The organism is Bradyrhizobium sp. HKCCYLR20261, from assembly GCF_051168435.1.
GTDB lineage: Bacteria > Pseudomonadota > Alphaproteobacteria > Rhizobiales > Xanthobacteraceae > Bradyrhizobium.
This window is the reverse complement of record NZ_JBNPUZ010000007.1, coordinates 1-23914: the sequence shown is the minus strand read 5'-3', so window position 1 is coordinate 23914 and position 23914 is coordinate 1. Positions and strand designations below refer to the sequence as shown.

The following is a 23914-nucleotide window of genomic DNA, read 5'->3' as shown; positions in this document are numbered from 1 at the left end:
GGAGCGAGCGTCGCAATGCAGCCGACCACCATCCTGATCGACGAGCGGCCGCGCTGTGTGGTGCGGCCCAACGACACCAAGGACCTCAACCGCTTCATCCGCAACGGCAAGACCTATCTGCTGGCGGAGATGCCGGAGGGCAAGATCACCCACCGCAACGCCAGCGAGACCGAGATGGCGCAATGGCAGAACGCGCTGGCCTTGCACCGGGCCTGGGGCGGCGATGATGAAAACTTCTTCGGGGTGCCGTTGTATTAGCCGAGGTCGCGTAGGGTGGGCAAAGGCGCCACTGGCGGTGATAACTTAGCACCGCTTGACGCGCGCCGTGCCCACCATTCCAACGGCGGTGTCTGCGGATCTAGCGGCCGGTGGGCACGCTTCGCTTTGCCCACCCTACGCCTACGCCTCGTGTCTCCGTCATTGCGAGCGAAGCGAAGCAATCCAGAGTCCCGCGACGACTCTGGATTGCTTCGTCGCCTTCGGCTCCTCGCAATGACGCCTGAGACGGTGACCCGGCCTCACGGCCGCGCAGCCCGCGCGTCATGGGGATTGCCGGCCTGGTTGCGCATCCAGTCGGCGAGCTTGGTCATCGCGGCATCGATGTCCTGCCGGGCAGCAACATCAGCCACCGTCTCCTCGAGCGCGCCGCGCATGCACAGCAGCCAAGCGTCGCGCTCGGCGTTGCCGATCGGAAAACCCATGTGGCGCTGGCGCAGGCGCGGATGGCCCTTCTCCGGCGAATACAGTTTCGGCCCGCCAAGCCATTCCGAGAGATAGCGCTTCAGGACGACCTTGATCGGCCCAAGATGGGTGCCGTGCATGTCGCGGATCGTCTTGGCCTCCGGCAGCGTATCCATCCGGTGATAGAACGACTCCACCAGGCGATCGACCACGACGGCGCCGCCAATCCGCTCATAGGGCGTGATCACCGGCCCTGCCGCCGACGTGTCAGTCTCTGTCGTGCCTGCATCCGCCATCAAACCAGTCCCGTCTCTATTCGTCCAAGCTCGGCTGCAGGATCACCTCGGCCGGCGCACCTGGCCCCTGCTCTGTCACGAGCTCCAGAGCGTCGACCCGGGACAATCCTGCGCCGGAATCCATCAGCACGATAGCGTCCTTGGGCATGCAGGCAAGAGCCTCGATCAGCTTGGCGACGGTCACGGGGCCTCCTTCATGCGGCGTCCTGGCCGGCAGCAGCCGCGCCGGTCTCATCGAAATGCAGCGTCACCGGTTCCTCGTCGAGCATGACGATCTCGGCGCTGCGCAGCGCTCCGTTGGCATGGTAGCTGTAGTGGTGCGTCAGCTCGACCTCGCCATAGACCACTTTCTCGAAGCCGGTCAGCGCGCCGGCGGCATTGAAATAGCCGCGGATGAACGTGTTGCGGTTCGAGAGCTGCTCCGGCGCGATCGGCGTCACCAGACGCAGCGGCAGCTTGACGCCCGTATACGAGACGAAGAACTGGCAGTCCTGTCCGGTATCCGTCATCTCGCCGCCACTTCGCTTCTGGTTGAGGATGCAACCGGTCAGGCCGCGGTCTTCAAGGCCTCGATCTGGTCGCGTGTCGTCTTGAACACGCCCCGGCCGCCGGCGAAGGTCTGATAGGCCTTCAGGCCGATCGCTTCGCTGAGCTTGTTGAACCACTGCTGCGGCGTCAAGGATGCCGGCCGCTCGCTGATCTCGGCAACGGTGCCATCCGGGGCGAAACGAACGTGAAGCGTGACGTTGTCCATGATGTCCTCCTGTTACAGACCTGACGAGAAGCCGAGCAGCTCGATCTTGACGTTCTCGGTGCCGAGGATCGTCGCCTGGCACGCGAGGCGGGACTTGGAGCCGACGCCGACGATGGTATCCAGCTTCTCGTTCTCGAGCTTGCTGACCTTCGACACGCCCTTGCGTCCCTCCTGAAGGAAGATGTGGCAGGAGCCGCACTTGGCCTGGCCCTCGCACTTGTGCGGGATCTCGACCTCGGCCGCGAGCAGCGCCGCGAGAATGGTGGTGCCCTCGCCCACCTCGATCGTCTTTCCAGAGGGCATGACCGTCAGAGTTGCCATTGATGTTCTCCTTTAGTGGGTTGAGTTCATTTCACGTCAGTAGATCGCAGCGCCCGCTCCGACATTGACCGAGGCGTCCTTCATCGTCGCGACGATGAAGGCGATCTGGTCGGTGGTCAGATGGACGTGGAACGGCAGGGCCACCACGCGATCGGCGACCTTCTCGGTCACCAGATAGTCGCCGCGCCTGTAGCCCATGTCGAAATAGTGGCGCTGCAGGTGCAGCGGATTGGAATAGGCGACAGCCTCGACCTGCTCGACGCGGAGATCCTCGACGATCGAGTCGCGGCTGGACTTCGAGAACCGAGTCCCCAGATGCACCTGGTACAGGAACCAGTTCACCTCAGTGACATCTGGACCGACATAGGGATCCTTGATGCCCTCGAAGGACTGCACCTGGCTGTAATAGATCTGCTCGATCAGCCGGCGCCGTTCGAGGATCTCGTCGATCCGCTTGAGCTGCGCGAGCCCGAGCGCCGCGGTGACGTCGCTCATGACCGCCTGATGCGACGGCGTACCGCTGACCACGACCGAGCTCCGCTCGTCGAGCCGGTGCGAGCGGTGGCGCCGCACCGCCACGGCGATGTCGACATCGTCGGTCACGACCATGCCGCCCTCGCCGCAGGTCAGCGCGAATGGCTGCGAGAAGTCGAACACCGAGGCCGCGCCGAAGGTGCCGACCAGCGCGCCCTTGTATTTCGAGCCGATCGCCTCGGTCGAATCCTCGAGCAGCGTCAGGCTGTGCGTCTTGGCGATGGCCTGCAGCTCCGACCATTTGGCCGGATGGCCATTGGTGTTGCCGGCCAGGATCGCCTTGGTCTGTGCCGTGATCCGCGCCTCGATCTTGCTCGGCGCCAATGTGCCGGAATAATAGTCGATGTCGGCAAACACCGGCTTGGCGCCGACGATGCTGATCGCATGCGCGACCTCGCGGAACGAATAGGACGACGCGATCACCTCGTCGCCTGGGCCGATTCCCAGGCCCTTCAAGACCAGGACAAGGCCCAGTGTCCCGCTCGGCACAGCAATGGCGTATTTGCGCCCGAGATAGGCGGCGAACGCCGCCTCGAACTCCTCGACCAGCGGCCCGTGGGACAGCCGCGGCGAGCGCAACGCGGCATCCACGGCCGCGATCTCCGCCGTCGTGATATCCGGATCGGACAGCGGTATGAAGCTCGCCTCGACCGGCGTCAGCTCCGCCTCATCCTGCTCCTGCCGGTCGGCGTCATGCACGAGATAGGGCTTGGTCATGATCAGCCCCGCTTCGCCAGGATGAGGCCGGTGGCCTTGGCCGGGTCATCGGTGACGCCGGCGCAGTGCTCGCTGGCGTCGAGCAGATGCAGGTCGAACGCCGCGTAGCTGCGGAACGGCGCTTCGGTGACATCCGAGGCATCGCACCGCGTCAGAACCAGCTTGGGAAAGCGGCGGCGCAGCTCGCCGAACGCGGTGCTCCCGGCGTCAGGTTGCTCGAGCACCTGTGCGATCTCATTCAGTTCCTGCTCGGCCAATGCCATCTCACCCGTCCTCCTCGTTACTGCCAGAAGATCCGCTCGGGGTCGGCGTTCAGCTCGTCGACCGCCGCGGTCAACCGCTGGTGCACACTGTGCAGCTCCCAGATCCCCTTCGCGTGATCTCTCCAGAACAGCTTCCACATCGTCTTCGCCGGGTCGTGACGCAGCAGCGCCACGTCGATCACTCCGCCGTCCTTGTCGATGTTGCGCGAGCAGCACGGACTGCGGACCTGATAACCTTCATCGACCGGCACGACCGTCGGCTCGACGTAGCGGTAGCGTTTGCGCGACTTCAGCGCGCGCTCGATCCGCTTGCGATCCAACTCGTTGGGATGCGCAGGCAGGACGAAGCTGGGCTTAAGCGCGGCTGCCACCATGATCGATCATCGCCCTCAGACCGGGACGATCTCCTCCTCGAGACACCCGACGACGAGCTGCTCGCCGAATTCGACGAGATAGATCGGCATGTTCGCTTCGGTATGGGTGCCGACCTGCACGATCTCGCCCATGTCGCCGATGCCGACCAGCTTGGCTTCCGCCGGCGCATTCGGGAACGAGCCGTCATTGACGAGGTCGATCAGCGCCTTGACGCGCTGGCCCCATTGGTACTTCGGCATCCGCGGTTCGATCATAATCTGTACGCTCCCGGCAGCGGCAGCTCGTCCTCGGCCTCCCCGCGGGGAACGGTGGATTCGAGCTCCTTGCGTTTCATGCCGACGCGGTTTCCGCTTTCGAGAAACTCGACGCCGTAGATGTAGAACTGCTGCAGGAAGGTGCCGATCGAGACGACGTAGCCGATCTCCCCCTTCTTCGCGAGGATCTCGCCGATCTCCTTGCCCGCATAGGTGCCGTCGTTGCGGATGGTCCGCTTCGCCTTCACCTTCTCGCCGAACGTGAAGTAGGGCGGCGCCGACAGCTCGACGACCTCGCTGTCACGAACGATGTTGCTCATGCCGGTTTCTCCATCGCAGCTCCCGAACGGTTCTCGAGCCGGCCGCGCGCCATCTCCTGCACCAGCGGATCCTCATCCCGCGCGAGTTCGGCGAGTTCGCCGAGCGGGATGCGGCTCGCGACTTCGTGGCGCACGCGCCAGTCGGCATCCTTGCGCATCGCTGTCAGCAGATCCGGCGCCAGGCGCTCGGCGATCTCCAGGCGGACCCGCGCATCGGGATCGCTGATCATGCCGAGCAGCCAGTCGCTCGGAATGCGGCGCGCGACGACCCGGCGGACCTCGGCTTCGGGATCGCCCATCATGCGGCCGAGCACGGACGGCACGATCCGGCGCGCGACGACCAGACGGACGTAATAGTCGTCATCCATCATCATCGGCATCAGGTCTTCGGGATCGAGCACGGTGGCGATACGGATGCGGACCTCGCGATGCGGATCATGGCGCAGACGCAGCACCAATCGCTTCGGCAGCCGCCGCGCCGCATTCCAGCGCACCGTCTCCTCCGGGTCGTCGAGCAGCGGCGGCAGATAGAACGGGCTCGCATGCTTGGCCGCGATCGCCCGCACCTCGAAATGCGGGTGCTTGACGTAATCGTTGGCGAGCCCCGGATTCCAGTTGAAGAAACGGTCGATGCGCCGCGCATAGCGGTCGTGCACGCAGGCGTGGCGGAGCTTGCAGCCACCGGTCGCGCTCAGCTGCTCGTGGGCGCAGCCGGTGCAGCTGATCTCGTTACCCTGCCAGTCAATGGCTTCGTCGATGTCGTCACTCATCGTCGAGCTCCACCCGGTCGACGACCTCGAGCAGCACGCGCGCGCCGATCTTGTCGGTAGGATCGAGGTCGAGCAGCTTCTGCACCGCAAGCCGCCCCTCGACGAGATTGCCGAGCCGCATCTGCAAGTAAGCGTAGCCCTTCAAGGTGAACATGAAGAAGCGCGGCAGCATGTGGTCGAAGCTGCCGAACTCGGCATGCTCCGGCCGGACGTCGCGCCAATGCGGCGGCAGATGGTTTTCAATCGCGGCCTTGGCGAGGCAGCGCTTGGCGATGCGCAGCGCGTCGTTGAGCCGCCCCTTGTAGAAATAGAACCGATAGAAGCCGATCAGGACCGCGGCATGATCCGGCGCCAGCGCCTCGGCCTGCTTCAGATGCGCCTCGGCGATGTCGTCGAGGTGATAGCTTTGGCCCGCCTCCCAGAGATGTCGCTCGGCCTCCTCCGGCAGTCCGCCACCGAGCAGCGCGTCGGCAAGCAGCGCGTCCTCGATGGCAGTCTGGGAGCTGGGCCGGGCATCGGTCGGCATTGTTGGTTGTCCTAGTCCTGCAGCGCCTTCAGCGCGTGGCTGGAGCACGACACCTGCTTCGGGTCGTGGAACACGAGGCCGGTCTGGGTCGCGGTGTCAGCGAAATCGATCGTGACGCCGTCGAGCAGCAGGCGGCTTTCCGCCGGCAGGAACAGCTTGACGCCGTCGCGCTCGACCACGGCGTCGCCGGCGAGTGGCGTCGCGAGCACGCTGATGTCCGCGGCGAGACCCGAGCAGCCGCCGGGCGACACCGCGAGGCGGAAGCCAGCACCGGCGCCGCCGTCGGCCCTCAGCATCATGCGCATGAATTTCTGCGCAGCTGGCGTGAGCGTAAAGTTCATCGGGGTCTCCTCAGGCCGGCGGCTGATAGCGCGGGAACGAATTGTCGATGACGCAGGTGTTGTCGACCGGGCAGACCGCGGCGCATTGCGGCTCGTCGAAATGGCCGATGCACTCGGTGCACTTCTTGGGGTCGATCACGAAGGTGCCGTTCTTCTCGGAGATCGCCACGTTCGGGCATTCGGGCTCGCAGGCCGAGCAGCTCGTGCATTGCGAAGCAATGATCTTCAAAGTCATGAAACGCTCCTGTCGAAAGGGGCCGGCGGCGCCGGAGCGCCGCCGGGATCGGATCTCACGCCGCCGAGGTCAGAGCGCCCTGGCGGATCTCGGCGTCACCGCGCACGACGTGCTGGATCTCGCCGCTGTTGACCTTGTCGAGATAGCTCTTGAACCAAGCGATCGCCGACTTCTCGATGAACTCGTGGGCGAACTGGTCGACCGGCTCGATGCCGGCGGCCTGCAGGTCGCTCTTCGGGCAGCCGCCGATCTTGGCCACGAACACCGCATGGCAGTCGTTGATGGCGCGGATCACGGTCTCCAGGCTGTCCTCGTCGCCATAGCCGCCCTGGCAGTACAAATCGACGCGGCGGTGACCGACGAACTTCGCACCGGCCGTGGAGAGTTCGTAGACCTGGAACTCCTTGGCGTGGCCGAAATGCTCGTTGATCAGGCCCGAGCCCTTGGTCGCCACCGCGACCAGCAGCTTGATGTCGCTGGACTGGCCGGCGAGCGAAGCAAGCTCCTCCTGGCGGGCGACGACCTTGGCGACGCGCTCGCTTTCGACCGCCTCCTGATAGGCCTTGCGGCTGTCGATGTCGTAATTCACCTCCATCGCCATGATCTTGTCAGTGGTGAACTCCGCCGAGCGGTCCTCGCCGAGCAGGCCGACGGCGTCGGCGCGGCACTGGCGGCAGTGCCGCATCATGTTCATCTCGCCTTCGCACTCGTCCTGCAGAGCCTTCAGCTCCTGCGCGGTCGGGCCGCGCTGGCCGGTCAGGCCGAACACGGTGCCGTGCTCTGGCGAGGAGATCAGCGGCATGATGTTGTGCAGGAAGGCGCCACGCGACTTCACCGCCTTGTTGACCTCGACGAGGTGCTTGTCGTTGACGCCGGGGATCATCACCGAGTTGACCTTGCAGAGGATGCCGCGCTCGGTCAGCATCTCCAGGCCCTGCAGCTGGCGGTCGGTGAGCAGCTTGGCCGCTTCGACGCCGGTATAGCGCTTGTGCTTCCAGAACACCCAGGGATAGATCTTGGCGCCGATCTCGGGATCGACCATGTTGATGGTGATCGTGACGTGGTCGACGTTGAAGCCGGCGATGGTGTCGACATGGTCGGGCAGCGCGAGACCGTTGGTCGACAGGCAGAGCTTGATGTCGGGCGCGGTGCGCGCGATCAGCTCGAAGGTCTTGAAGGTCTTCTCGGGGTTGGCGAGCGGATCGCCCGGGCCGGCGATGCCGAGCACGGTCATCTGCGGAATGGTCGAGGCGACGGCCAGCACCTTCTTGGCGGCCTGCTCCGGCGAGAGCTTCTCGCTGACGACGCCCGGACGCGACTCGTTGGCGCAGTCATATTTGCGGTTGCAGTAGTTGCACTGGATGTTGCAGGCGGGCGCCACCGCGACGTGCATGCGCGCGTAGTGATGATGCGCCTCCTCGCTGTAGCAGGGATGGTTCTTCACCTTCTCCCAGATCTCCGGCGGGAGGTCGTTCTCGCCGGCGCCGGAGCCGCAGCTCGCCTTGCCGCTGCCGCCCGAGGTGCCGCAGCCCTTGTGTTCTGCGATGGTCTGCATCACCGAGCTCAGCTTGTCGCTGTCCGGTATCGTCGCCTGTTCGTGCTGCACTGACGCGTCCATGTCCGCTCCTTAACGTTGCTGGCGAGCCGCAAACCGCCTTGGTAAGGAGTTCAGCAACTCGCGTGCCACGCGCCGGACAAGATCATTCCTGCGAACTATCAACGCCTTAGCAAAATCATCGCGGCTGTCGCCTTGCCAACATGCGAAAGCCTCTCGTTTGATGCGTTGTTAGAAACGTTACAGACTCGGATCGCGGAGACGACGCACAGCAAAACAGCGCGGCCTTGGGCCGCGCTGTTCGTGATTGAAACGCATCGCGTTCAGCCGCCGATGATGATCTCGGTGGCGCGGGCCAGCGGAATCGCGATCGGCGTCAGCCGCTCGGCGATGAAAAATTTCAGCTCGTTCTTCGACAGCGTATCAGGCTCGACCAGGACGTAGTGCTCGGTGCCCGACCGCTTGATGACCTGGCGGCCGTAGGTGCGCAGCAGCTGGTCGTTGAAGCGGCAGCCGATGAACAGGAATCCGCGATCGGTGCGGCGATCCTTCACGGTGTCGGGAATCGGCGTCTGGATGTCGATGTCGGTCAGGACCTCGACATAGTCGGCGTCGGTGATCAGGAAATTCTTCGCCGGCGTGATGCCGCCATGCGGCTTGTACAGCAGCGTGGTCCAGCCGTTGGCCTTCTCGCGATCGCTCTCGCCGCCATCAGCGTCGTAGAAGCGATACCAGCGGTCTTCGCCGATATGGGCGCGGGTGATGCCCTGCACCTCGCCCCAGTCGCTGCGGCCGGCCAACGCAGTGCGCATCGCGCCGTCATACCAGCTGTCGACGATCATCGGCAGCGGCAGCGACGCGAGATGCTGCTGCAGCGGCGTCGGCGCGACCGGCGCCGCGAAAGCTTCCGCCATCAGCGCTGTCACCGTCGAGCGGTGCCGCGTGCTCTCGATATGCTGTGCCGAGGCCCAGGCATTTCCCTTCGCGCGGCGCGGCAGCGCCACCTTGGTGCCGAAGAACGCGGCCAGCGCCTCCGGATTCATCGGCACGGCGGCGCCGGACTGCTCCGACACCGCGGGACCGAGGAACGGAACGATTTTGCCAGCCTTGAGCTTGGCGACGACGTCCTTCAGCAGCGCCTCGGCGTCGGCCTGCTTGATGATGTCGATATGAGGAAGCGGCGCATTCATCACTCGTCCCCTTCTCCACCGCGCTTGCGCGCATTGATCGTGATCGGCAGCCGCGTGTCGGCGGCCATCTGCGGCAGCTCGAGCACCCAGCCATTGGCGATGCGGATCCAGCCGCCCCACAGGGTCTCGTGCTCGGTCTCGACGATCGGCTCCTCCAGGTCCTTCTTGGGGACGTAGATGGAGAGGCCGGTTTCCGGCGAGCGGCGGATCATGACTTTCATTGCGTAAGCTCCGTGGGACGAAGGGCGTCCGCCGCGTTTGACGGATGATGTTGCAGCCAGGACGGCGAGGTCTCGCGGAGACGGCTGACGATGTCGGGCAGCACGGCCAGCACGCGCGTGATGTCGTCGTCGGTGGTGTCGCGCGACAACGAGAAGCGCACCGCGCCGCGCAGCAGCTCCGGCGGCACGTTCATTGCCCTGAGCACGTGCGACGGCTCCATCGAGCCGGAGGCGCAGGCGGAGCCGAGCGAGGCGGCGATGCCGGCCTGGTTCAGCCGCATCACGATCGGCTCGCCTTCGAGATGCAGGAACGCGATATTGGCGGTGTTCGGGAGGCGCTGCGCAACATCGCCGAGCACGGCGCAATGGCCGACGCCCTGGATGATGCCCTGCTCCAGCCGGTCGCGCAGCGCGCGCACCCGGCCCTGCTCGTCGGCGAGATGCTTCGCGGCGAGTTCGGCCGCCTTGCCGAGGCCGATGATGGCGGGAACATTCTCGGTGCCGCCACGCCGGCGGCGCTCCTGGGGGCCACCGCGCACCAGCGGCGCGAACGGCGTGCCTTTCCTGACATAGAGCGCACCGATGCCCTTGGGCCCGTGCAGCTTGTGTCCGGACAGCGACAGCATGTCGACGCCGGCAGCTTTCAGATCGATCGCGATCTTGCCGACGGCCTGCACGGCATCGGTATGGAACAGCGCACCAGCGTCATGTGCGAGCTTCGCCAGTTCCGGAATTGGATTCAGAGTACCGGTCTCGTTATTGGCCCACATCACGGAGGCGATCGCGGTGCGCGACCCAAGCGCGCGCTTGTAGGCGTCGACATCGAGCCGCCCGGCGGCATCCACACCGATCAGGTGCACCGTCACGCCACGCTTGTCGCGGAGATACTCGACCAGGGTCAGGATCGCAGGATGCTCGACCGCTGTGGTGACGATCTCGTCGCGACCCTCTTGAGTCTCGAGCGCCGAGAGGATTGCGGTGTTGTCCGATTCCGTCCCGCCCGAGGTGTAGACGATCTCGTGGTCGAAAGCGGTGCCGAGCAGCGCCTGCAGGCTCTTGCGCGCCTGGCGGACGGCGCCCGCGACCTCGCTGCCGAAGGCATGCGAGGACGAGGCATTGCCGAACTGGTCCGTGAAGAACGGCAACATCGCCGCGACGACCTCGGGGTCGACGCGCGTCGTGGCGTTGTTGTCGAGGTACACCGGACGCACGGCCGCTCCTTAATGCCGCGCCTTCGCAGCGCCAGCCACCGGAATGAGACGGACGAATTCGCCGAGCTTCTCGATCATGCGGGCCTGGATGCCTTCCAGGGTCGCGCTGGCGAGCTTGCAGAAGATGCAGGCGCCGGCGAGCTTGACCATGATCTTGTTGCCGTCGATCTCGACGAGCTCGCAATCGCCGCCGTCGCGCTTGAGGTTCGGACGAACCTCCTCGATCACGGCCCGGATGATCCGCTCGCGTTCGCTCATCTGAGCCGGCGCCTCGACGACGCCCTGGGTTTCGACCAGCATGATGTCACTTCTCTCGTGTTGATGGATCAAGCGAAGGATTTAAGCGAACGACTGCTTAGGCGAAGGACTTGCCGCAGCCGCAGCTCGACTTGGCGTTGGGGTTCTCGAAGGTGAAGCCGGAGCCCTCCAGCGCGACGACGAAATCGATCGTCGTGCCCTCGAGATATTCGAGGCTCTTGTGATCGACGAGCACGCGCACGCCCTCGCGCTCGATCACCGTGTCCTCGGGCTCGCTGCCGCTGACGAGGCCCATGTTGTATTTGAGCCCGGCGCAGCCGCCGGCTTCGACCATGATCCGCAGGCCGTCGACCGGCTTGTCGGAGGTCGTGATCGCGTTGCGGACCGCATTGATGGCGCTGTCGGTCAGGTTGATCATCATCGTCTGGCCTTTCCCATTCGGCTGTTGCGAACGGAATTGGCAAGTCTCGTGCCATGCAACAAACAGCTGAAACACTTGGACTTTTCCGAGTGTCGCTGTGGCGTTTCCGACGCGTGTCGGCTTTGCGACAGGCGCGGTTCACGCCGTGTCGCGCCCGTGACGCCACGATGTCGCGGCGCAAATCCGACAATCGACCAGCCCGACGGGCAAAAATTCCAGGCAAATCAACGCGCAACACACATCGGCAGACAACTTGCATCATCGCCCTTTTGACCGCGCCGTGCGGCGAACGGCTCATGAAGGACATGCGAGGGGATTTGCTGATGACGACATTGGAGAAGACGGTTGCGATCGAGACCACCGCGCTCGCGCAGCTCGACAAGGAAGGGCGGCTGCTCAACGCCGTGCTGAAGGCGCCGACCACGAAGCCCGGCCGGTTCGGCTTCCGCGGCGACATCGCGCTGAAATTCCAGACCCAGGTGGCCGACGAGAAGCGCCCGCCGGATTTCTCGATCGAGCAGGTGCTGACGATCGTCAATGACGGCGAGCCGACGATTCCTGTGCTGGTCGGCTACATCCACTCGCTCGCCTATCTCGAGACGGCGGTGGAGGTGCTCAAGGGCCTGCTGAAACCTGACGGCAGCTACTTCATGTTCTGCAACAACATCGACCTGCTGGCGAAGTATCGCATCAAGATGGGCGATGTAACGTTCTACGTCCTGCCGTGCGATGAATCGACGGTCTGGAAGGAGATGATGGATCTCCTGGGCATCGACAAGAACGACATCAAGAAGCTCGATACCGCCGGCAAGCTGGACTACGTCCTCGACGCCGCGGTTAAGTTCAGCGAGAGCTACGAGCTCATCGCCTATGCCGACGCGCTGGCCAAGATGGAGCCGGTGAAAAACCGGAACGAAAACCGGCCGGTTTGACCGCCGTCTCCTCCTCACACGCCAAGTGAAGTCCCGGCCCTCGCGCCGGGACTTCATGTGAGATCTCAGCCTCCCTCACACTGCATACCGGCCTCTTCCTCGTCGTCCTCGTCATCCTCCACCAGGGTCACGCCGGTGACGCAGATGTCGCCGTCGATGACCGACAGCGCCACTGGCGTCAGGCTCTCGCCCTTGCACGGGCCGTCGACACACATCCCGGTGCCGATCTCGAACAGCGAGCCGTGCTTGCCGCAGAGGATGCGCAGGCCGTTGCCGTCCATGAACTGGTTGCGCTCCCAGTCCAGATTCACCTTGTCGTGCGGGCACATGTTCAGATAGCCGAACACCTGCTTGCCCCAGCGGATCACGAAGATCGGCCACGGGCGGTGGCTGCCGTCCTCCGCGACGATCATGAGCTGGAAGCCCATGGCGCGGCGGCTCGGGATGTCGTTGAAGCTGCAAATGGCGTAGGCGACGTCGGTCGTCATGTCAGGCCTCATCGATGTCTGGCGCATGTCCGACATCGCCGCTTTCAATGCGATGAGAGCGACGGTCGGCTTGCTGAGGGACCACGTTGCAAGATTCGCGCAACTCCGCGTTCCGGCATCTGTCTCGCGATTGCGAGAGACTGGCACAGAACTTGAAAATTTCTCCTGCAAAGGCCTCTCTTTGTAAGGAGATCGACATGAACGTGACATTGGACTTCGTCGAAAGCTCGCTCGACGACATCAAGGCGGCGTTGGACGGCGGCACGCTGACGGTCTACTCGGTGGCGCGCCCGACCACCGCCGACAAGGCGGTCGACCGCAGCGGCGTGCTCGCGACCTTCACCTTCGCCTCGCCGGCCTTCGGACCCGCGGTCGACGGCCTGGAGCAGCCGAACTTCGTCGCCGCCGCCGTGCCCGCCGCCACCGTCGGCACGCCCGGCTTCGCCCGCGCCCGCAAGGCCGACGGCACCACGGTCGCCGATTTCTCGGCCGGCCCCGGCGAGCGCGAGATCAAGTTCACCGAAGTGTCCTGCTCGCCCGGCGCGCCGGTGACGGTCGCGACCTTCAAGATCATCGCCGATGGCGGCTGGCCGGAGCGCCCGGAATATTACGACAGCCATCCGCGCCCGGGCTACGCGATGCCGAAAACGCTCTGACGCGCTTTGCGCGTCAGCCTTTCCGTTGGCCCCTCATCGAGAGCGCATGCATGAGCAGAGATCCTTCCGACGCCCTGGTCAGCTCCGAATGGCTGGCGCAGCATCTCGCCGATCCCGGCATCAAGATCCTCGATTGCACCTGGCATCATCCGAGCACCAATCTCGACGGCCGCACGCAATATCGCGGCCGGCACCTGCCGGGCTCGGTGCATTTCGACATCGACCAGGTCGCCGACAAATCCAACCCGCTACCGCACATGCTGCCGACGGCGGAGGATTTCGCCCACAAGGTCGGCCTGCTCGGCATCAGCAATGCCGACCGCGTCATCGTCTATGACCGCCACTATGGCGGCTCGGCCGCAGGCCGCGTGTGGTGGATGTTCCGCGTGTTCGGCCACGACAACGTCGCCTTGCTCGATGGCGGTTTCGGCAAATGGACGAAAGAGAAGCAGCCGGCGGAGATGACGCCGGTGCGTCCCGCGCCGGCGAGCTTCACGGCGAGCTTCCGGCCCGAGCTGGTCGCGACCTCGGCGCAGGTGCAGGGCGCGCTGCAGAGCGGCGCGCAGCTCGTCGACGCCCGCGGTCCCGGCAAGTTTGACGGGACGCAGCCCGACGTCTTCACCTTCAAGCGCCAGGGCCACATTCCCGGCGCCATCAACCTGCCCTGGGCCGATCTGGTCGATCCCGATACCGGCGTGCTGCTTCCACCCGACGCGCTCGCCGCCCGCTTCGCGGCCGCCGGCATCGATCTGGCGAAGCCGATCGTCACCACCTGCGCTTCGGGCATCACATCATGCATGCTGGCGCTGGCGCTGTACCGGCTCGGCGTTCCCACTGTCGCCGTCCATGACGGCGCCTGGGCGGAATGGAGCCAGCGCGACGACACGCCGGCGGCGGCGTGACCTCAGGATCTCAATGACGGGAGCACACGCATGGCAAAGACGTTGGTCAAGACCACGCAGGACGGCCGTAAGGTCGAGGTGATCGGCCTCGCGATCTGTCTGGACGGCGAGCTCGAGGCGTTCGAGCTGGTCGAGGTCAAGCTGCATCCGAACCGGCGCAAGATCTGGGAGGCCGCCCCCGACGCCACCCACATGGCCGGCCGGATCACGTTGACGAAAGAGGAAGCCGCGATCGTCGAGGGCGCCTTCGCCGGCGCCCAGTCCGAGATCCTGGCCAGCCCCGCCGCGATCAGCGAACGCTTCCGGATCGCCGCGATGTGGAAGGCGCGGGAACAGGGGATCGAGTAGGTCCCCGCTTCACGGCTGCGCCCCGCCTCTCTCCACCGTCATTCCGGGGCGCGCGCAGCGTGAGCCCGGAATCCATAGCCACGACTGGCTATGAGGCGAGAGATGCCTGTGGCGCTTGTCTTCGAAAACAACAGCCGTTCGTGGTTATGGATTCCGGGCTCATCGCTGCGCGATGCCCCGGAATGACGGGCGGATAGATAACGCTCTCAATCTCGCACAGTCGTATCAGTGCGAGGGTGCACACAGTCACAGTTGAAATCGTAGGGTGGGCAAAGCCAGCGGCCGGCGCGGAGCGCCGCGCGATGGCGTGCCCACCATTTTTGTTCGACACACGCGGACGGACGGTGGGCACGGCGCGTGAGACCGAGCTCCTATCGAGAGACCGCCCAGGCGCCTTTACCCACCCTACCGATCACCGGCGTCATCGCGAGCGCAGCGACGCGATCCAGGGCTATGCAAGGATTCTGGATTGCTTCGTCGCCTGCGGCTCCTCGCAATGACGACTGTGGCTGGGTAACCGGTTAACTACTGGAAGATCCGCCCGCGGTAATGATAGCTGCCGCCGTCATCGATATCGAACAGCTCGCCGATGTCCGGATGCTTCACCGGCTCGCCTGACACATCCGCCACCAGGTTCTGCTCCGGCACGTAGGCGATGTAGCTGCTATCGCCGCATTCGGCGAGCAGGTAATAGAACGGCTGCTCCTTGTCGAGCCGCTTGTCCATCGTGATGGCGCGCCAGCCTTCCTCCTCGGAGAAGGACAGGTCGACATCGAACACGACACCGCGCAGGTCGTAGACGCGGTGCCGGGTCACCTGGCCGATCGTGAATTTTGCTTCCATCCGCAGCATGCCCGCACGCTCGATAGGATCACGCCGGCGAATGGGTCTGGCAGTTGGTCGGGCAGACCCGGGCGCAGGCGCCGCAGCCGATGCAGGCGCCGGTGTCGTGCATGACCATGATCTTCTTCTCGACCTCGTCATCCTCGTCGTCGTCGAGCTCGACGAACTCGCCCTCGTCGTTGATGCCCTTCAGGGTCATCACCTCGCGGCCGCAGACCTTGTAGCAGCGGCCGCAGCCGATGCACTTGGCCGCGTCGATGGCGACCAGATAGTCCGGCCGCCAGTCGCGGCCGTCGCGGGTTGAATTGGACATGGTGACAGGTCCTTGTGCGGGCTTTACGCGGCCTCGAGCTTCTTCAGCTCGGCCCGCTTCTTCTCCAGCTCGGCGAATGCCTCGTGCGCCTTCTGCGCGGTCGGCAGGATCTGGTCCCAGTTGACGGGCAGTTCCTCCGACAGATCGTGCAGGTTCATCTTGGCATCCATGGCGCGGGCCGACAGCTTCTTGATCTCGGCCTTCAATGTATCCAGGTCGCTCATCTCTCTCATCCTCGCCGTTAGTAATTCGCGACGTCCTTGAACTTTTCGATCATCTCGACGCCGGCCTTGACGAACTTGTCGCCCTCGTCGGCCAGCTTGCCGAGATTGTCGAAGCCGAAGCGGTGCACGTCGCGCAGCTGCTTGTTGACCACGATCAGCCGGCCGCCGATCAGCACCATGCGGCCAAAGCCCTCATGGCTCATCTTCAGCATCGGCGAGATCATCACGCCGGTGGCCTTCTCGATCGACAGCGCGATCGCGTTAAAGAACAGCTCGAGCCGCCAGATCGTCTCCGGATCGGGGTCGCCGATGATCGGCAGCGCACGGCGCTTCTCCTTGTCCAGGATGTAGGGCTCGAGCAGCTCGACGTCCTTCTTGCCCTCCCAGGCGCCATGGGTGTCCTGGGCGCGCCAGACCTTGATCAGCTCCTTGACGAAAGGCCGCTGCTCGGCGGGGACGACTTCTTCTACGACTGCGGTATCAGACATGTTCGTTTCCTCATTCCTCGAAATCGAGCGCGCGTTCCTGGCCTTTTGCCAAGGCTTTGCGCAGCCACGGCGGCGGCGTGCCCTTCAGCACCGCCTGCAGCTTGCCGAGGAGATCGGTGATGTCCTCGGGCTGGGTGACCTTCATGGGGTGGATGTTGTTGGCGACCACGCGCGCCGCGCCGGAGCCGCCGATCGCGGCGACATAGAGGATCGCGCAATCCTTGATCGCCTCGATCTTCGGCGCCAGCTTGTCCTCGTTGCCGTCTTCCTTGAGATCGCCGTCGAACTCGACGGTCTCGACGAAGCGGTAGCCTTCGGGATCGAGATCGTAGATCGCGATGTTCTTGGCCCAGCCGAAATGGGCGTCGACGCGTTTCAGATCCTGGGTAGCGAATGCGACTTTCATGTCGTCGGTCCTTTCTCCTGACGCGTCAATGCAGCGGTGCCACGACCGCCGGCTCCGGCGAGACCTGCTGGAAATCCTTCCAGGGATCGATCCAGGTGTCCGGCGTCGGCTGATGGTTGTCCTCGCGGTCGGCGATGATCAGGTTGGCGAGCGCAAACACCAGGTCGCGGGTGCCGCGATAGCCGACGGTCAGCAGATGCCCAGCGCCCAGCCGGTCGAACATCGGGAAGCCGACCCGGTAGAACGGGATCTTCAGCCGCGCCGCCGCCTGGCGGCCGTGCGAATGCGTCATCATCAGGCCGCAGTCGCGCGCCTTGGCGAGGTTCTCCAGATCCTCGAGGTCGCCGATCAGCACCTCCTCGCAGGGCATCCGCTCCAGCACCGGCGACTGCGTGGTGGTGACAGCGACCGAGATCTCGGCGCCCATGTCGTGCAGCATGCTGGCGACGTCGAACAGCAGGTCCGGCTCGGCGCCGATGGCGAGCTTGCGGCCGCCGATGTGAAAATGCGCGTCCAGCATCGCGTCCGCGAGCTGGCCGCGCTGGCGGCGATATTTCGCCGGCACCGGACGGCCCGAGATCTCGCTCAGGAAGGACATGAACTCGTCGTTCGGCAGCAGGCCGCAGAGCCGCTCGAACAGCCGGTACGGCACGCCGGTCTTCGCCTGCATCGCCTCCGCCGCGCGCTTCATCTGCGCGCCGATCGCGATCGTCCAGGACGCACTTCCCATGGTCGCGATCTCTTCGAGACCGATGCCGCCGATCGTGGTCGGCGTGAACTCGTCGGGGATGTGGCCGTCGAGCGAGCCGCCGATATCCGGCAGGAACGAGGGCTCCAGGCCGAAATCCTCGAAGATGGTGCGGAGCTCCTCGATATCGCCGGGTGTCAAATGGCAGCCGGGCAGCACGTTGACCCTGGCAGGATCGCGCCGGGTCGAGGTCGGCTTGTCGACGAGCACCTCGACCATCTTGGCAACCGTCTTGTCCCAGCCGTCCTGGAACGCATCCTTGAAGTCGGGCGTCGAGACGTAGACCAGCGGGTAGGTCGCGAGCTCCGGATGCTTCTCGCGGATCAGCTTGATGTAGCCGTCGACGTCGTCGCCCTTGGTCTCGGTGACGCCGGTCGAGCAGATGCCGATGATCTCCGGCTTCTGCTTCTTGTAGATGTTGAGAATCGCCTGCTCGACGTTCTCGTAGCCGCCGAGCACAGTGGCGACCTCGCTCATCGCCGTCGTCTGCATCGGCACCGCTTCCTTGAAGTGGCGCACGAACAAAGTGAGGCCGAACGAGGTGCAGCCCTGCGAGCCGTGCAGCAGCGGCATCGCGCCGCGCAGGCCGAGGAAGGCGAACGAGCCGCCGATCGGCTGGCTCATCTTGAGCGGATTGACCGCGCAGGCCTTCTTTCCAATGGTGACCTTGGCCATGAGCGCCGCCCTATTCCGCTGCCTGCAAGAGCGGCGCAGCCGGTGCCTTCTGCGCCGCAAGAATGTCCTCGACCCGGCCGGCGCAGGCGCCGCAGCCGCCCGAGGCGTTGGTGTGGGTCCGGACGCCGGCGACGTCGGTCAGGCCGTGCGCCTTGATCGCATCCTCAATGGTGCCGAGATCGACCGACTTGCAATGGCAGATCTTCTTGGCGCGGCGCGCGGCTTCCGCCGCCACGGGATCAGCCGCGAGCGCAGCAGCTTCCGCATCGGCCTGCGCAATCGCCTTGGCCTGCCAGTTGTTGCTGGCGCTCTCCCAGGGCGCCCGCTTGCGCAGCTGCTCCCACATCGGGTTGTAGATCGCCTTGTCGATCTCGGCGACCAGCTTCACCATGCCGATATAGCCCATGAAGGCGTGCGAGCGCTCCTGGTTGATGTCGAGCCAGGGCATCGCGGCCTTCAGCGCCACGAACTGCGACTTGCCGCCGGAGAGCATGATGTCGGCCTTGGCGTCCTTGAGCATCTTGTACATCTCGCGGGGCGCCATATCGTCGATCATGTGAGCGTCCTGGCCCATCAGTTCCTTGATGCGCTCCTTGTCCTCCTTGGTGGACTTCTTCACGGAGGTGCCGACCAGCTCCATGCCGGCCTCCTGCAGCGCCGCCACGACCGACCACGACTTCACGCCGCCGGTGATCAGCAGGACCTTCTTGCCGGTGAGCCGCTTCTTGAACGGCTCGATCGCGGCCCAGGCTTTGGCTTCTTCGCGGGCGATCACCGCCTCGGTGCGGTCCAGCAGATCCGCCGGCGCGCCGCGCTCGACCAGGAGACGCGCGATCTCGCGCAGCGAGTCCGAGGAGTCCTGGATGCCGTAGAACGAGCCCTCGAAGAACGGAATGCCGTAGCGCTCCTCCATCTTGCGGGCGACGTTGATCATCGCCTTGGAGCACACCATCATCGCCGCGCGGGCGCGGTGCGACGACGCGACCTCCTTGTAGCGGCCGTCACCGGAGATGCAGGCGGAGATGCGGATGCCGAGTTCGTCGAACAGCGGCTTCACCTGCCAGAGCTCGCCGGAGAGATTGTATTCGCCGATGATGTTGAGGTCGTAGGGCGTCGTGACCTCCGGCTCGACGGTGCCGATGACGTGGTCGAGCAGCGCCTCGCCGGCCAGCTTGTTGCCGAGATTCTTAGGGCCGACGAAGCCGGGCGAGTTGACCGGAATGCAGGGCTTGCCGAACTTGGCCGAAGCCGCCTTGCAGACCGCGTTGATGTCGTCGCCGGTCATGGCGGGCACGCAGGTCTGGTAGACGAAGACCGCCGGCGGATCGTATTTCTCAATGATTTCCTTGATCGCCTTGTACAGGCGCTTCTCGCCGCCGAACACGACGTCGGTCTCGTTGATGTCGGTGGTGAAACCGGTGCGCCAGATCTGCGAGCCAGACGAGGCCGCGCCGCGGTTGTCCCAGGAATTCCCTTCGCAGGCGATCGGTCCGTGCACGAGATGCGCGACGTCGGTCAGCGGCTGCAGGGCGACCTTGGCGCCGTCGAAGGCGCAGCCACCGGCCGCGCCGCCCGGCTGCAGCTGCTTGGTGCAGCCCTTCTTGCGCTCGGCCTCGGACTTGTTGGCGTTCTTGCCGCAACCCGGCTCGTTGAAGACGTTCTGGATCGTGGCAGACAGCGAGCTCATCGGCTTCTCCTGTTGGCGGACGTTCGGCGCGTCTTGGTGGAATGAGGCGGCTCAGGCTTGGTGCCTTCCCACGAGCCGCATCGTCCAGAGCGAAGCGCGGCGGCCCCTGGGGACCGCCGCGCGCCGTGACTTAGCGGATGATGTCGAAGCTGTAGTCCGACTTGGCCGGCACGTTGGTGTTGCGATCGATCTCGTCGAAGATCTTGTCGAGGATCGTGACCAGCACGTTCAGGCCGCCCTGATAGCCCCACACCGGATAACGGTGCTTGTGGTGGCGATCGAAGATCGGGAAGCCGATGCGGATCAGCGGCGTGCCGGTGTCGCGCTCCAGATACTTGCCGTAGGTGTTGCCGATCAGGAAGTCGACCGGCTCGGTGAACAGCAGCGAGCGCATGTGCCAGAGATCCTTGCCGGGATACACGTGGCAGTTCTTGCCGAACGGCGAGGCATCGAACACCGCCTGCACGCGCTCCGCCCACTCCTTGTTGCCGTTGGTGGCGAGCACATGGGTCGGCTCGGCGCCGAGTTCTAAAAGGAACGAGGCCAGGCCGAGGCAGAGGTCCGGATCGCCGTAGATCGCGAACTTCTTGCCGTGGATGTGGGCGCTGGAGTCGGCGATCGCGTCCACCAGGCGGCCACGCTCGACGGAAAGCGATTCCGGGATGTCCTTGCCGGAGATGCGCGACAGCGCCATCAGGAAGGCGTCGGTGCCGGAAACGCCGACCGGGTGATGGAACGAGACCACTTCCTGGCCGTGATTGCCGATGAAGGGCAGCGTCTTCTCGGTGCAATAATGCTGCATCGAGATGGTCGCCTTGGCGTGCACGGCATTGGCCGCGTCCTCCAGGGTCGTGCCGCCCTCATACATGCGGAACTCGCCGTCGGTCGGCGTGTCGAACACGTTCGAGTTGTCGCCGAGTATAGTGTACTCGATGCCCATCTCCTCGAAGATGTGCTTGACCTCACGGATGTTGCCGACGGTGTAGCCGTCGAAGCCGCCGATGAAGTTGATCTTCTCGTTCGGAACGCGCTCCAGCTTCGGCGCGGTGCCGGCCTTGCCGTCCCAGAAGTGCTCGAGAATGCCCTTCATCGCATTGTCGTAGCCGGTAACGTGGCTGCCGACGAAGGCGGGCGTGTGGGCGAAGGGAACGTCGTACTCGGCTGGAACCGAGCCCTTTTCCTTCGAGGTCTTGATGAAGGCGTTGAGGTCGTCACCGATGACTTCCGCCATGCAGGTGGTCGAGACCGCGATCATCTTCGGCTTGTACATGTTGTAGGCGTTGGCGAGGCCGTCGATCATGTTGTTGAGGCCGCCGAACACGGCCGCGTCCTCGGTCATCGACGACGACACGCAGGAGCTCGGCTCCTTGAAGTGGCGCGACAGATGGCTGCGATAATAGGCGACGCAGCCCTGCGAGCCGTGCACGAACGGCAGGGTCTTCTCGAAGCCGACGGCGACGAACACGGCGCCGAGCGGCTGGCAGGCCTTGGCCGGGTTGACGGTCAGCGCCTCGCGGGCGAAATTCTTCTCGCGATATTCGGGCGTCTTGGCCCATTCGCGGATGCGCTCGACTTCCGCGGGATCGCGCGGATTTTCGAACATCTTCTTCTTGTTGGCCAGCATCTGCTGGTATTCGGGACCACGGAAAAGCTCGAAGTGATCGAGCACATGTTCGGCAGACTGTGTCATGGGAAAACCCTCTCTATGTTCCTGTGTCGATCAGGGAGCGCTGGCTCTCCGCCGAAGGAGAGCCAGGCCGTGGGTGGTGGTGGTTACTCGGCCGCCTGGAGCAGCGGCTTGGGAGCTTGCTTCCAGGGAGCCTTGGTCATCTTCCAGACCGGCGAGTTGATCGCCATGTCCATGTCGCGGGCGAAGATCGCGAACCCGTCATAGCCATGGTAGGGACCCGAGTAGTCCCAGGAGTGCATCTGGCGGAACGGCACGCCCATCTTCTGGAACACGTACTTTTCCTTGATGCCCGAGCCGACCAGGTCCGGCTGGACCTTCTCGACGAACTTCTCGAACTCGTAGCCAGTCACGTCGTCATAGATCAGCGTGCCGTCCTTGACGTAGTGCTGGGCGGTGCGCTGATAGTCGTCGTTGTGGGCGAACTCGTAACCGGTGCCGACGACCTCCATGCCGAGGTCCTCGTAGGCGCCGATCACGTGGCGCGGACGCAGACCGCCGACGAACAGCATCACGGTCTTGCCTTCCAGGCGCGGCCGGTACTTGGCGATCACGGCGTCCATCAGGGGCTGGTACTTGGCGATGACGCGCTCGGCACCTTCCTTGATCTTGTCGTCGAAATAGCTGGCGATCTTGCGCAGCGATTCGGCGATCTTGCTCGGCCCGAAGAAGTTGTACTCGCACCACGGAATACCGAACTTCTCTTCCATGTGGCGTGAGATGTAGTTCATCGAGCGGTAGCAGTGCAGCACGTTCAGCTTCGCCTTCGGCGTCGCCTCGAGCTCGGCCAGCGAGCCGTCGCCCGACCACTGGGCGATCACGCGCAGCCCCATCTCCTCGAGCAGGATGCGCGACGACCAGGCGTCGCCGCCGATGTTGTAGTCGCCGATGATCGCGACGTCGTAATCCGACGGCTCGAAGCGCGGCGCGGCGTCGGCCGGCAGCTTGTCGAACACCCAGTCCCGGATTGCGTCGTTGGCGATGTGGTGGCCGAGCGACTGCGACACGCCGCGGAAGCCTTCGCAGCGGACGGGGACGATGGTCTTGCCGTCATACTCCTTGGACTTCGTCTTCGACACCGCCTCGATGTCGTCGCCGATCAGGCCGATCGGGCATTCCGACTGCACGGTGATGCCGTTGTTCAGCGGGAACAGCTCCTGGATCTCGTCCATGATCTTGGCGAGCTTCTTGTCGCCGCCGAACACGATGTCCTTCTCCTGGAAGTCGGAGGTGAACTGCATCGTGACGAAGGTGTCGATGCCGGTCGTGCCGATGTAGTAGTTGCGGCGCGCCGCCCAGGAGTACTGGCCGCAGCCGACCGGGCCGTGGCTGATGTGGATCATGTCCTTGATCGGACCCCAGACCACGCCCTTCGAGCCGGCGTAGGCGCAACCACGGATGGTCATGACGCCCGGGATCGACTTGATGTTCGACTTGACGCCGCAGTCCGACTTGCCGGACTCGTGGACGTTGAGATGCTTGGCGCGGCGCTTGGCGGTCTTCTCAGGGTAAACCTTGAGGACCTCGGCAATCAGTTCCTTGTTGCGTGCCTTGATCTCGGCAACGCTTTGTTTCTCGATAACGCTCATCTGGCTTTTTCCTCGATGATCGGTTGCGGAGATCGCCCGGCCCGTCGAACAGACGGGCCGGATGACCGGTGACGCTTTACGCCGTGGCGGCGAGCTCGGCGGCGGTCTTGCCGATCTGGCTCTCGTCGACCGCCTTCATGATGCCGTGCTCCATCAGCATGTCCTCGAGCTCGTCCATCGTGATCGGAGTCGGGATGATGCCCTTGCCGGCATTGCCGTGGATCTTGGTCGCCAGGTTGCGGTAGTGGTTGGCCTGGACCGACTCCGGCGCGTACTCCAGCACGGTCATGCGGCGCAGCTCGGCGTGCTGCACGATGTTGTCGCGCGGCACGAAGTAGATCAGCTGGGTGCCGAGCTTCTTGGCCAGGGCCTCAGCCAGCTCCAGCTCCTTGTCGGTCTGGCGCTCATTGCAGACCAGGCCGCCCAGGCGCACGCCGCCGGAGTTCGCATATTTCAGAATGCCCTTCGAGATGTTGTTGGCGGCATACATCGCCATCATCTCGCCGGACATCACGATGTAGATCTCCTGCGCCTTGTTCTCGCGGATCGGCATCGCGAAGCCGCCGCAGACCACGTCGCCGAGCACGTCGTAGGACACGTAGTCGATGTCCTCATAGGCGCCGTTCTCTTCCAGGAAGTTGATCGAGGTGATCACGCCGCGGCCGGCGCAGCCGACGCCCGGCTC

General features: G+C 64.5%; 36 protein-coding genes. 5 read left to right on the top strand and 31 right to left on the bottom strand.

Features of this window, described 5'->3' with window-relative positions; translation table 11 throughout:
- Positions 1 to 15 precede the first annotated feature (15 nt).
- Positions 16 to 258, top strand: coding sequence for a hypothetical protein (locus tag ACQR1L_RS18105; RefSeq protein ID WP_434859280.1), 243 nt, complete (start codon positions 16 to 18; stop codon positions 256 to 258).
- Between the two features lie 260 nt (positions 259 to 518).
- Here the strand turns inward: ACQR1L_RS18105 and ACQR1L_RS18100 are convergent, their stop codons facing one another.
- From ACQR1L_RS18100 to ACQR1L_RS18005, 20 genes are all read right to left on the bottom strand, one after another.
- Positions 519 to 977 (bottom strand): group II truncated hemoglobin, encoded by a 459-nt coding sequence (locus tag ACQR1L_RS18100; RefSeq protein WP_434859279.1) that lies wholly within the window; start codon positions 975 to 977, stop codon positions 519 to 521.
- Positions 978 to 993: 16 nt separating this feature from the next.
- Entirely contained in the window at positions 994 to 1161 is a 168-nt protein-coding gene (locus ACQR1L_RS18095; RefSeq protein ID WP_434859278.1) for a hypothetical protein, read from the bottom strand.
- Positions 1162 to 1171: 10 nt separating this feature from the next.
- A complete protein-coding gene (locus ACQR1L_RS18090) occupies positions 1172 to 1486 on the bottom strand; it encodes a DUF6156 family protein (RefSeq protein WP_434859277.1) in 315 nt (104 codons plus the stop codon).
- 38 nt (positions 1487 to 1524) lie between these two features.
- The gene (locus ACQR1L_RS18085; protein WP_434859276.1) at positions 1525 to 1731 is read right to left on the bottom strand and encodes a hypothetical protein; all 207 of its coding nucleotides are present in this window, start codon (positions 1729 to 1731) and stop codon (positions 1525 to 1527) included.
- A gap of 12 nt (positions 1732 to 1743) precedes the next feature.
- Positions 1744 to 2052, bottom strand: coding sequence for a 2Fe-2S iron-sulfur cluster-binding protein (locus tag ACQR1L_RS18080; protein ID WP_172185768.1), 309 nt, complete (start codon positions 2050 to 2052; stop codon positions 1744 to 1746).
- A 36-nt stretch (positions 2053 to 2088) separates the two neighbouring features.
- Positions 2089 to 3303 carry a DegT/DnrJ/EryC1/StrS family aminotransferase gene (locus ACQR1L_RS18075; protein WP_434859275.1) on the bottom strand — a complete coding sequence of 405 codons (1215 nt, stop codon included), beginning with the start codon at positions 3301 to 3303 and terminating at the stop codon, positions 2089 to 2091.
- A 2-nt stretch (positions 3304 to 3305) separates the two neighbouring features.
- Positions 3306 to 3566 (bottom strand): hypothetical protein, encoded by a 261-nt coding sequence (locus ACQR1L_RS18070; RefSeq protein WP_009032130.1) that lies wholly within the window; start codon positions 3564 to 3566, stop codon positions 3306 to 3308.
- Between the two features lie 17 nt (positions 3567 to 3583).
- The gene (locus ACQR1L_RS18065) at positions 3584 to 3940 is read right to left on the bottom strand and encodes a DUF3024 domain-containing protein (RefSeq protein WP_434859274.1); all 357 of its coding nucleotides are present in this window, start codon (positions 3938 to 3940) and stop codon (positions 3584 to 3586) included.
- 15 nt (positions 3941 to 3955) lie between these two features.
- Complete coding sequence (locus ACQR1L_RS18060; RefSeq protein WP_012029017.1) at positions 3956 to 4195, bottom strand: nitrogen fixation protein NifZ; 240 nt, start codon at positions 4193 to 4195, stop codon at positions 3956 to 3958.
- On the bottom strand, positions 4192 to 4515 hold the full coding sequence (locus ACQR1L_RS18055) for a nitrogen fixation protein NifZ (protein ID WP_434859273.1): 324 nt from the start codon (positions 4513 to 4515) through the stop codon (positions 4192 to 4194). Before ACQR1L_RS18055 ends, ACQR1L_RS18060 begins: the two co-directional genes overlap by 4 nt.
- On the bottom strand, positions 4512 to 5285 hold the full coding sequence (locus ACQR1L_RS18050; RefSeq protein ID WP_434859272.1) for a 4Fe4S-binding leucine-rich repeat protein: 774 nt from the start codon (positions 5283 to 5285) through the stop codon (positions 4512 to 4514). The genes ACQR1L_RS18055 and ACQR1L_RS18050 overlap by 4 nt, the downstream gene beginning before the upstream one ends.
- Positions 5278 to 5811, bottom strand: a complete 534-nt coding sequence (locus ACQR1L_RS18045) for a hypothetical protein (protein WP_434859271.1) — start codon at positions 5809 to 5811, stop codon at positions 5278 to 5280. The genes ACQR1L_RS18050 and ACQR1L_RS18045 overlap by 8 nt, the downstream gene beginning before the upstream one ends.
- Positions 5812 to 5822: 11 nt before the next feature.
- Complete coding sequence (locus tag ACQR1L_RS18040; RefSeq protein ID WP_315721320.1) at positions 5823 to 6152, bottom strand: HesB/IscA family protein; 330 nt, start codon at positions 6150 to 6152, stop codon at positions 5823 to 5825.
- A gap of 10 nt (positions 6153 to 6162) precedes the next feature.
- A complete protein-coding gene (locus ACQR1L_RS18035) occupies positions 6163 to 6387 on the bottom strand; it encodes a YfhL family 4Fe-4S dicluster ferredoxin (RefSeq protein WP_006609676.1) in 225 nt (74 codons plus the stop codon).
- A 55-nt stretch (positions 6388 to 6442) separates the two neighbouring features.
- The gene (gene nifB, locus ACQR1L_RS18030) at positions 6443 to 8005 is read right to left on the bottom strand and encodes a nitrogenase cofactor biosynthesis protein NifB (protein WP_434859270.1); all 1563 of its coding nucleotides are present in this window, start codon (positions 8003 to 8005) and stop codon (positions 6443 to 6445) included.
- Positions 8006 to 8265: 260 nt separating this feature from the next.
- Positions 8266 to 9132 (bottom strand): SIR2 family NAD-dependent protein deacylase, encoded by an 867-nt coding sequence (locus ACQR1L_RS18025; RefSeq protein ID WP_434859269.1) that lies wholly within the window; start codon positions 9130 to 9132, stop codon positions 8266 to 8268.
- Positions 9132 to 9353 (bottom strand): putative nitrogen fixation protein NifT, encoded by a 222-nt coding sequence (nifT, locus tag ACQR1L_RS18020; protein WP_012029022.1) that lies wholly within the window; start codon positions 9351 to 9353, stop codon positions 9132 to 9134. Before nifT ends, ACQR1L_RS18025 begins: the two co-directional genes overlap by 1 nt.
- Entirely contained in the window at positions 9350 to 10564 is a 1215-nt protein-coding gene (gene nifS / locus ACQR1L_RS18015; protein WP_434859268.1) for a cysteine desulfurase NifS, read from the bottom strand. The genes nifT and nifS overlap by 4 nt, the downstream gene beginning before the upstream one ends.
- Before the next feature lie 9 nt (positions 10565 to 10573).
- Entirely contained in the window at positions 10574 to 10864 is a 291-nt protein-coding gene (locus ACQR1L_RS18010; protein WP_434859267.1) for a NifU family protein, read from the bottom strand.
- Positions 10865 to 10919: 55 nt separating this feature from the next.
- Positions 10920 to 11240, bottom strand: a complete 321-nt coding sequence (locus ACQR1L_RS18005; protein ID WP_008960276.1) for a HesB/IscA family protein — start codon at positions 11238 to 11240, stop codon at positions 10920 to 10922.
- A 326-nt stretch (positions 11241 to 11566) separates the two neighbouring features.
- Between ACQR1L_RS18005 and ACQR1L_RS18000 the strand changes: the two genes are divergently transcribed.
- The gene (locus ACQR1L_RS18000) at positions 11567 to 12175 is read left to right on the top strand and encodes a hypothetical protein (protein WP_434859266.1); all 609 of its coding nucleotides are present in this window, start codon (positions 11567 to 11569) and stop codon (positions 12173 to 12175) included.
- Between the two features lie 65 nt (positions 12176 to 12240).
- Here the strand turns inward: ACQR1L_RS18000 and ACQR1L_RS17995 are convergent, their stop codons facing one another.
- Positions 12241 to 12663: a Rieske (2Fe-2S) protein gene (locus ACQR1L_RS17995; protein ID WP_434859265.1), complete on the bottom strand. Its 423-nt coding sequence runs from the start codon at positions 12661 to 12663 to the stop codon at positions 12241 to 12243.
- A 197-nt stretch (positions 12664 to 12860) separates the two neighbouring features.
- On the opposite strand from ACQR1L_RS17995, the gene ACQR1L_RS17990 reads away from it, so the two are divergent.
- Genes ACQR1L_RS17990 through ACQR1L_RS17980 form a run of 3 tightly spaced genes read left to right on the top strand, consistent with a single transcriptional unit; the run spans position 12861 to position 14569 of the window.
- Positions 12861 to 13319, top strand: a complete 459-nt coding sequence (locus ACQR1L_RS17990) for a hypothetical protein (RefSeq protein WP_006609667.1) — start codon at positions 12861 to 12863, stop codon at positions 13317 to 13319.
- A 50-nt stretch (positions 13320 to 13369) separates the two neighbouring features.
- Positions 13370 to 14221: a sulfurtransferase gene (locus ACQR1L_RS17985; protein ID WP_434859264.1), complete on the top strand. Its 852-nt coding sequence runs from the start codon at positions 13370 to 13372 to the stop codon at positions 14219 to 14221.
- Positions 14222 to 14251: 30 nt separating this feature from the next.
- Complete coding sequence (locus tag ACQR1L_RS17980; protein ID WP_434859263.1) at positions 14252 to 14569, top strand: hypothetical protein; 318 nt, start codon at positions 14252 to 14254, stop codon at positions 14567 to 14569.
- A gap of 525 nt (positions 14570 to 15094) precedes the next feature.
- Here ACQR1L_RS17980 and hspQ read toward each other — a convergent pair.
- From hspQ to nifH, 10 genes are all read right to left on the bottom strand, one after another.
- Entirely contained in the window at positions 15095 to 15421 is a 327-nt protein-coding gene (hspQ, locus tag ACQR1L_RS17975) for a heat shock protein HspQ (protein WP_434859262.1), read from the bottom strand.
- Positions 15422 to 15440: 19 nt separating this feature from the next.
- Positions 15441 to 15725 (bottom strand): ferredoxin III, nif-specific, encoded by a 285-nt coding sequence (fdxB, locus tag ACQR1L_RS17970; RefSeq protein WP_434859261.1) that lies wholly within the window; start codon positions 15723 to 15725, stop codon positions 15441 to 15443.
- A 23-nt stretch (positions 15726 to 15748) separates the two neighbouring features.
- Entirely contained in the window at positions 15749 to 15949 is a 201-nt protein-coding gene (locus tag ACQR1L_RS17965) for a CCE_0567 family metalloprotein (RefSeq protein ID WP_009032148.1), read from the bottom strand.
- Positions 15950 to 15966: 17 nt separating this feature from the next.
- Positions 15967 to 16437, bottom strand: a complete 471-nt coding sequence (locus tag ACQR1L_RS17960) for a NifX-associated nitrogen fixation protein (protein ID WP_006609661.1) — start codon at positions 16435 to 16437, stop codon at positions 15967 to 15969.
- A gap of 10 nt (positions 16438 to 16447) precedes the next feature.
- Positions 16448 to 16843, bottom strand: coding sequence for a nitrogen fixation protein NifX (gene nifX / locus ACQR1L_RS17955; protein ID WP_172134705.1), 396 nt, complete (start codon positions 16841 to 16843; stop codon positions 16448 to 16450).
- Positions 16844 to 16868: 25 nt separating this feature from the next.
- Positions 16869 to 18266 carry a nitrogenase iron-molybdenum cofactor biosynthesis protein NifN gene (nifN, locus tag ACQR1L_RS17950; RefSeq protein ID WP_434859260.1) on the bottom strand — a complete coding sequence of 466 codons (1398 nt, stop codon included), beginning with the start codon at positions 18264 to 18266 and terminating at the stop codon, positions 16869 to 16871.
- Between the two features lie 10 nt (positions 18267 to 18276).
- Entirely contained in the window at positions 18277 to 19953 is a 1677-nt protein-coding gene (nifE, locus tag ACQR1L_RS17945) for a nitrogenase iron-molybdenum cofactor biosynthesis protein NifE (RefSeq protein ID WP_434859259.1), read from the bottom strand.
- Positions 19954 to 20083: 130 nt separating this feature from the next.
- On the bottom strand, positions 20084 to 21643 hold the full coding sequence (gene nifK / locus ACQR1L_RS17940; RefSeq protein ID WP_434859258.1) for a nitrogenase molybdenum-iron protein subunit beta: 1560 nt from the start codon (positions 21641 to 21643) through the stop codon (positions 20084 to 20086).
- Between the two features lie 83 nt (positions 21644 to 21726).
- The gene (gene nifD / locus ACQR1L_RS17935) at positions 21727 to 23229 is read right to left on the bottom strand and encodes a nitrogenase molybdenum-iron protein alpha chain (RefSeq protein WP_012045819.1); all 1503 of its coding nucleotides are present in this window, start codon (positions 23227 to 23229) and stop codon (positions 21727 to 21729) included.
- Between the two features lie 76 nt (positions 23230 to 23305).
- The coding region (gene nifH / locus ACQR1L_RS17930; protein WP_434859257.1) for a nitrogenase reductase at positions 23306 to 23914 on the bottom strand (609 nt) is incomplete at its 5' end.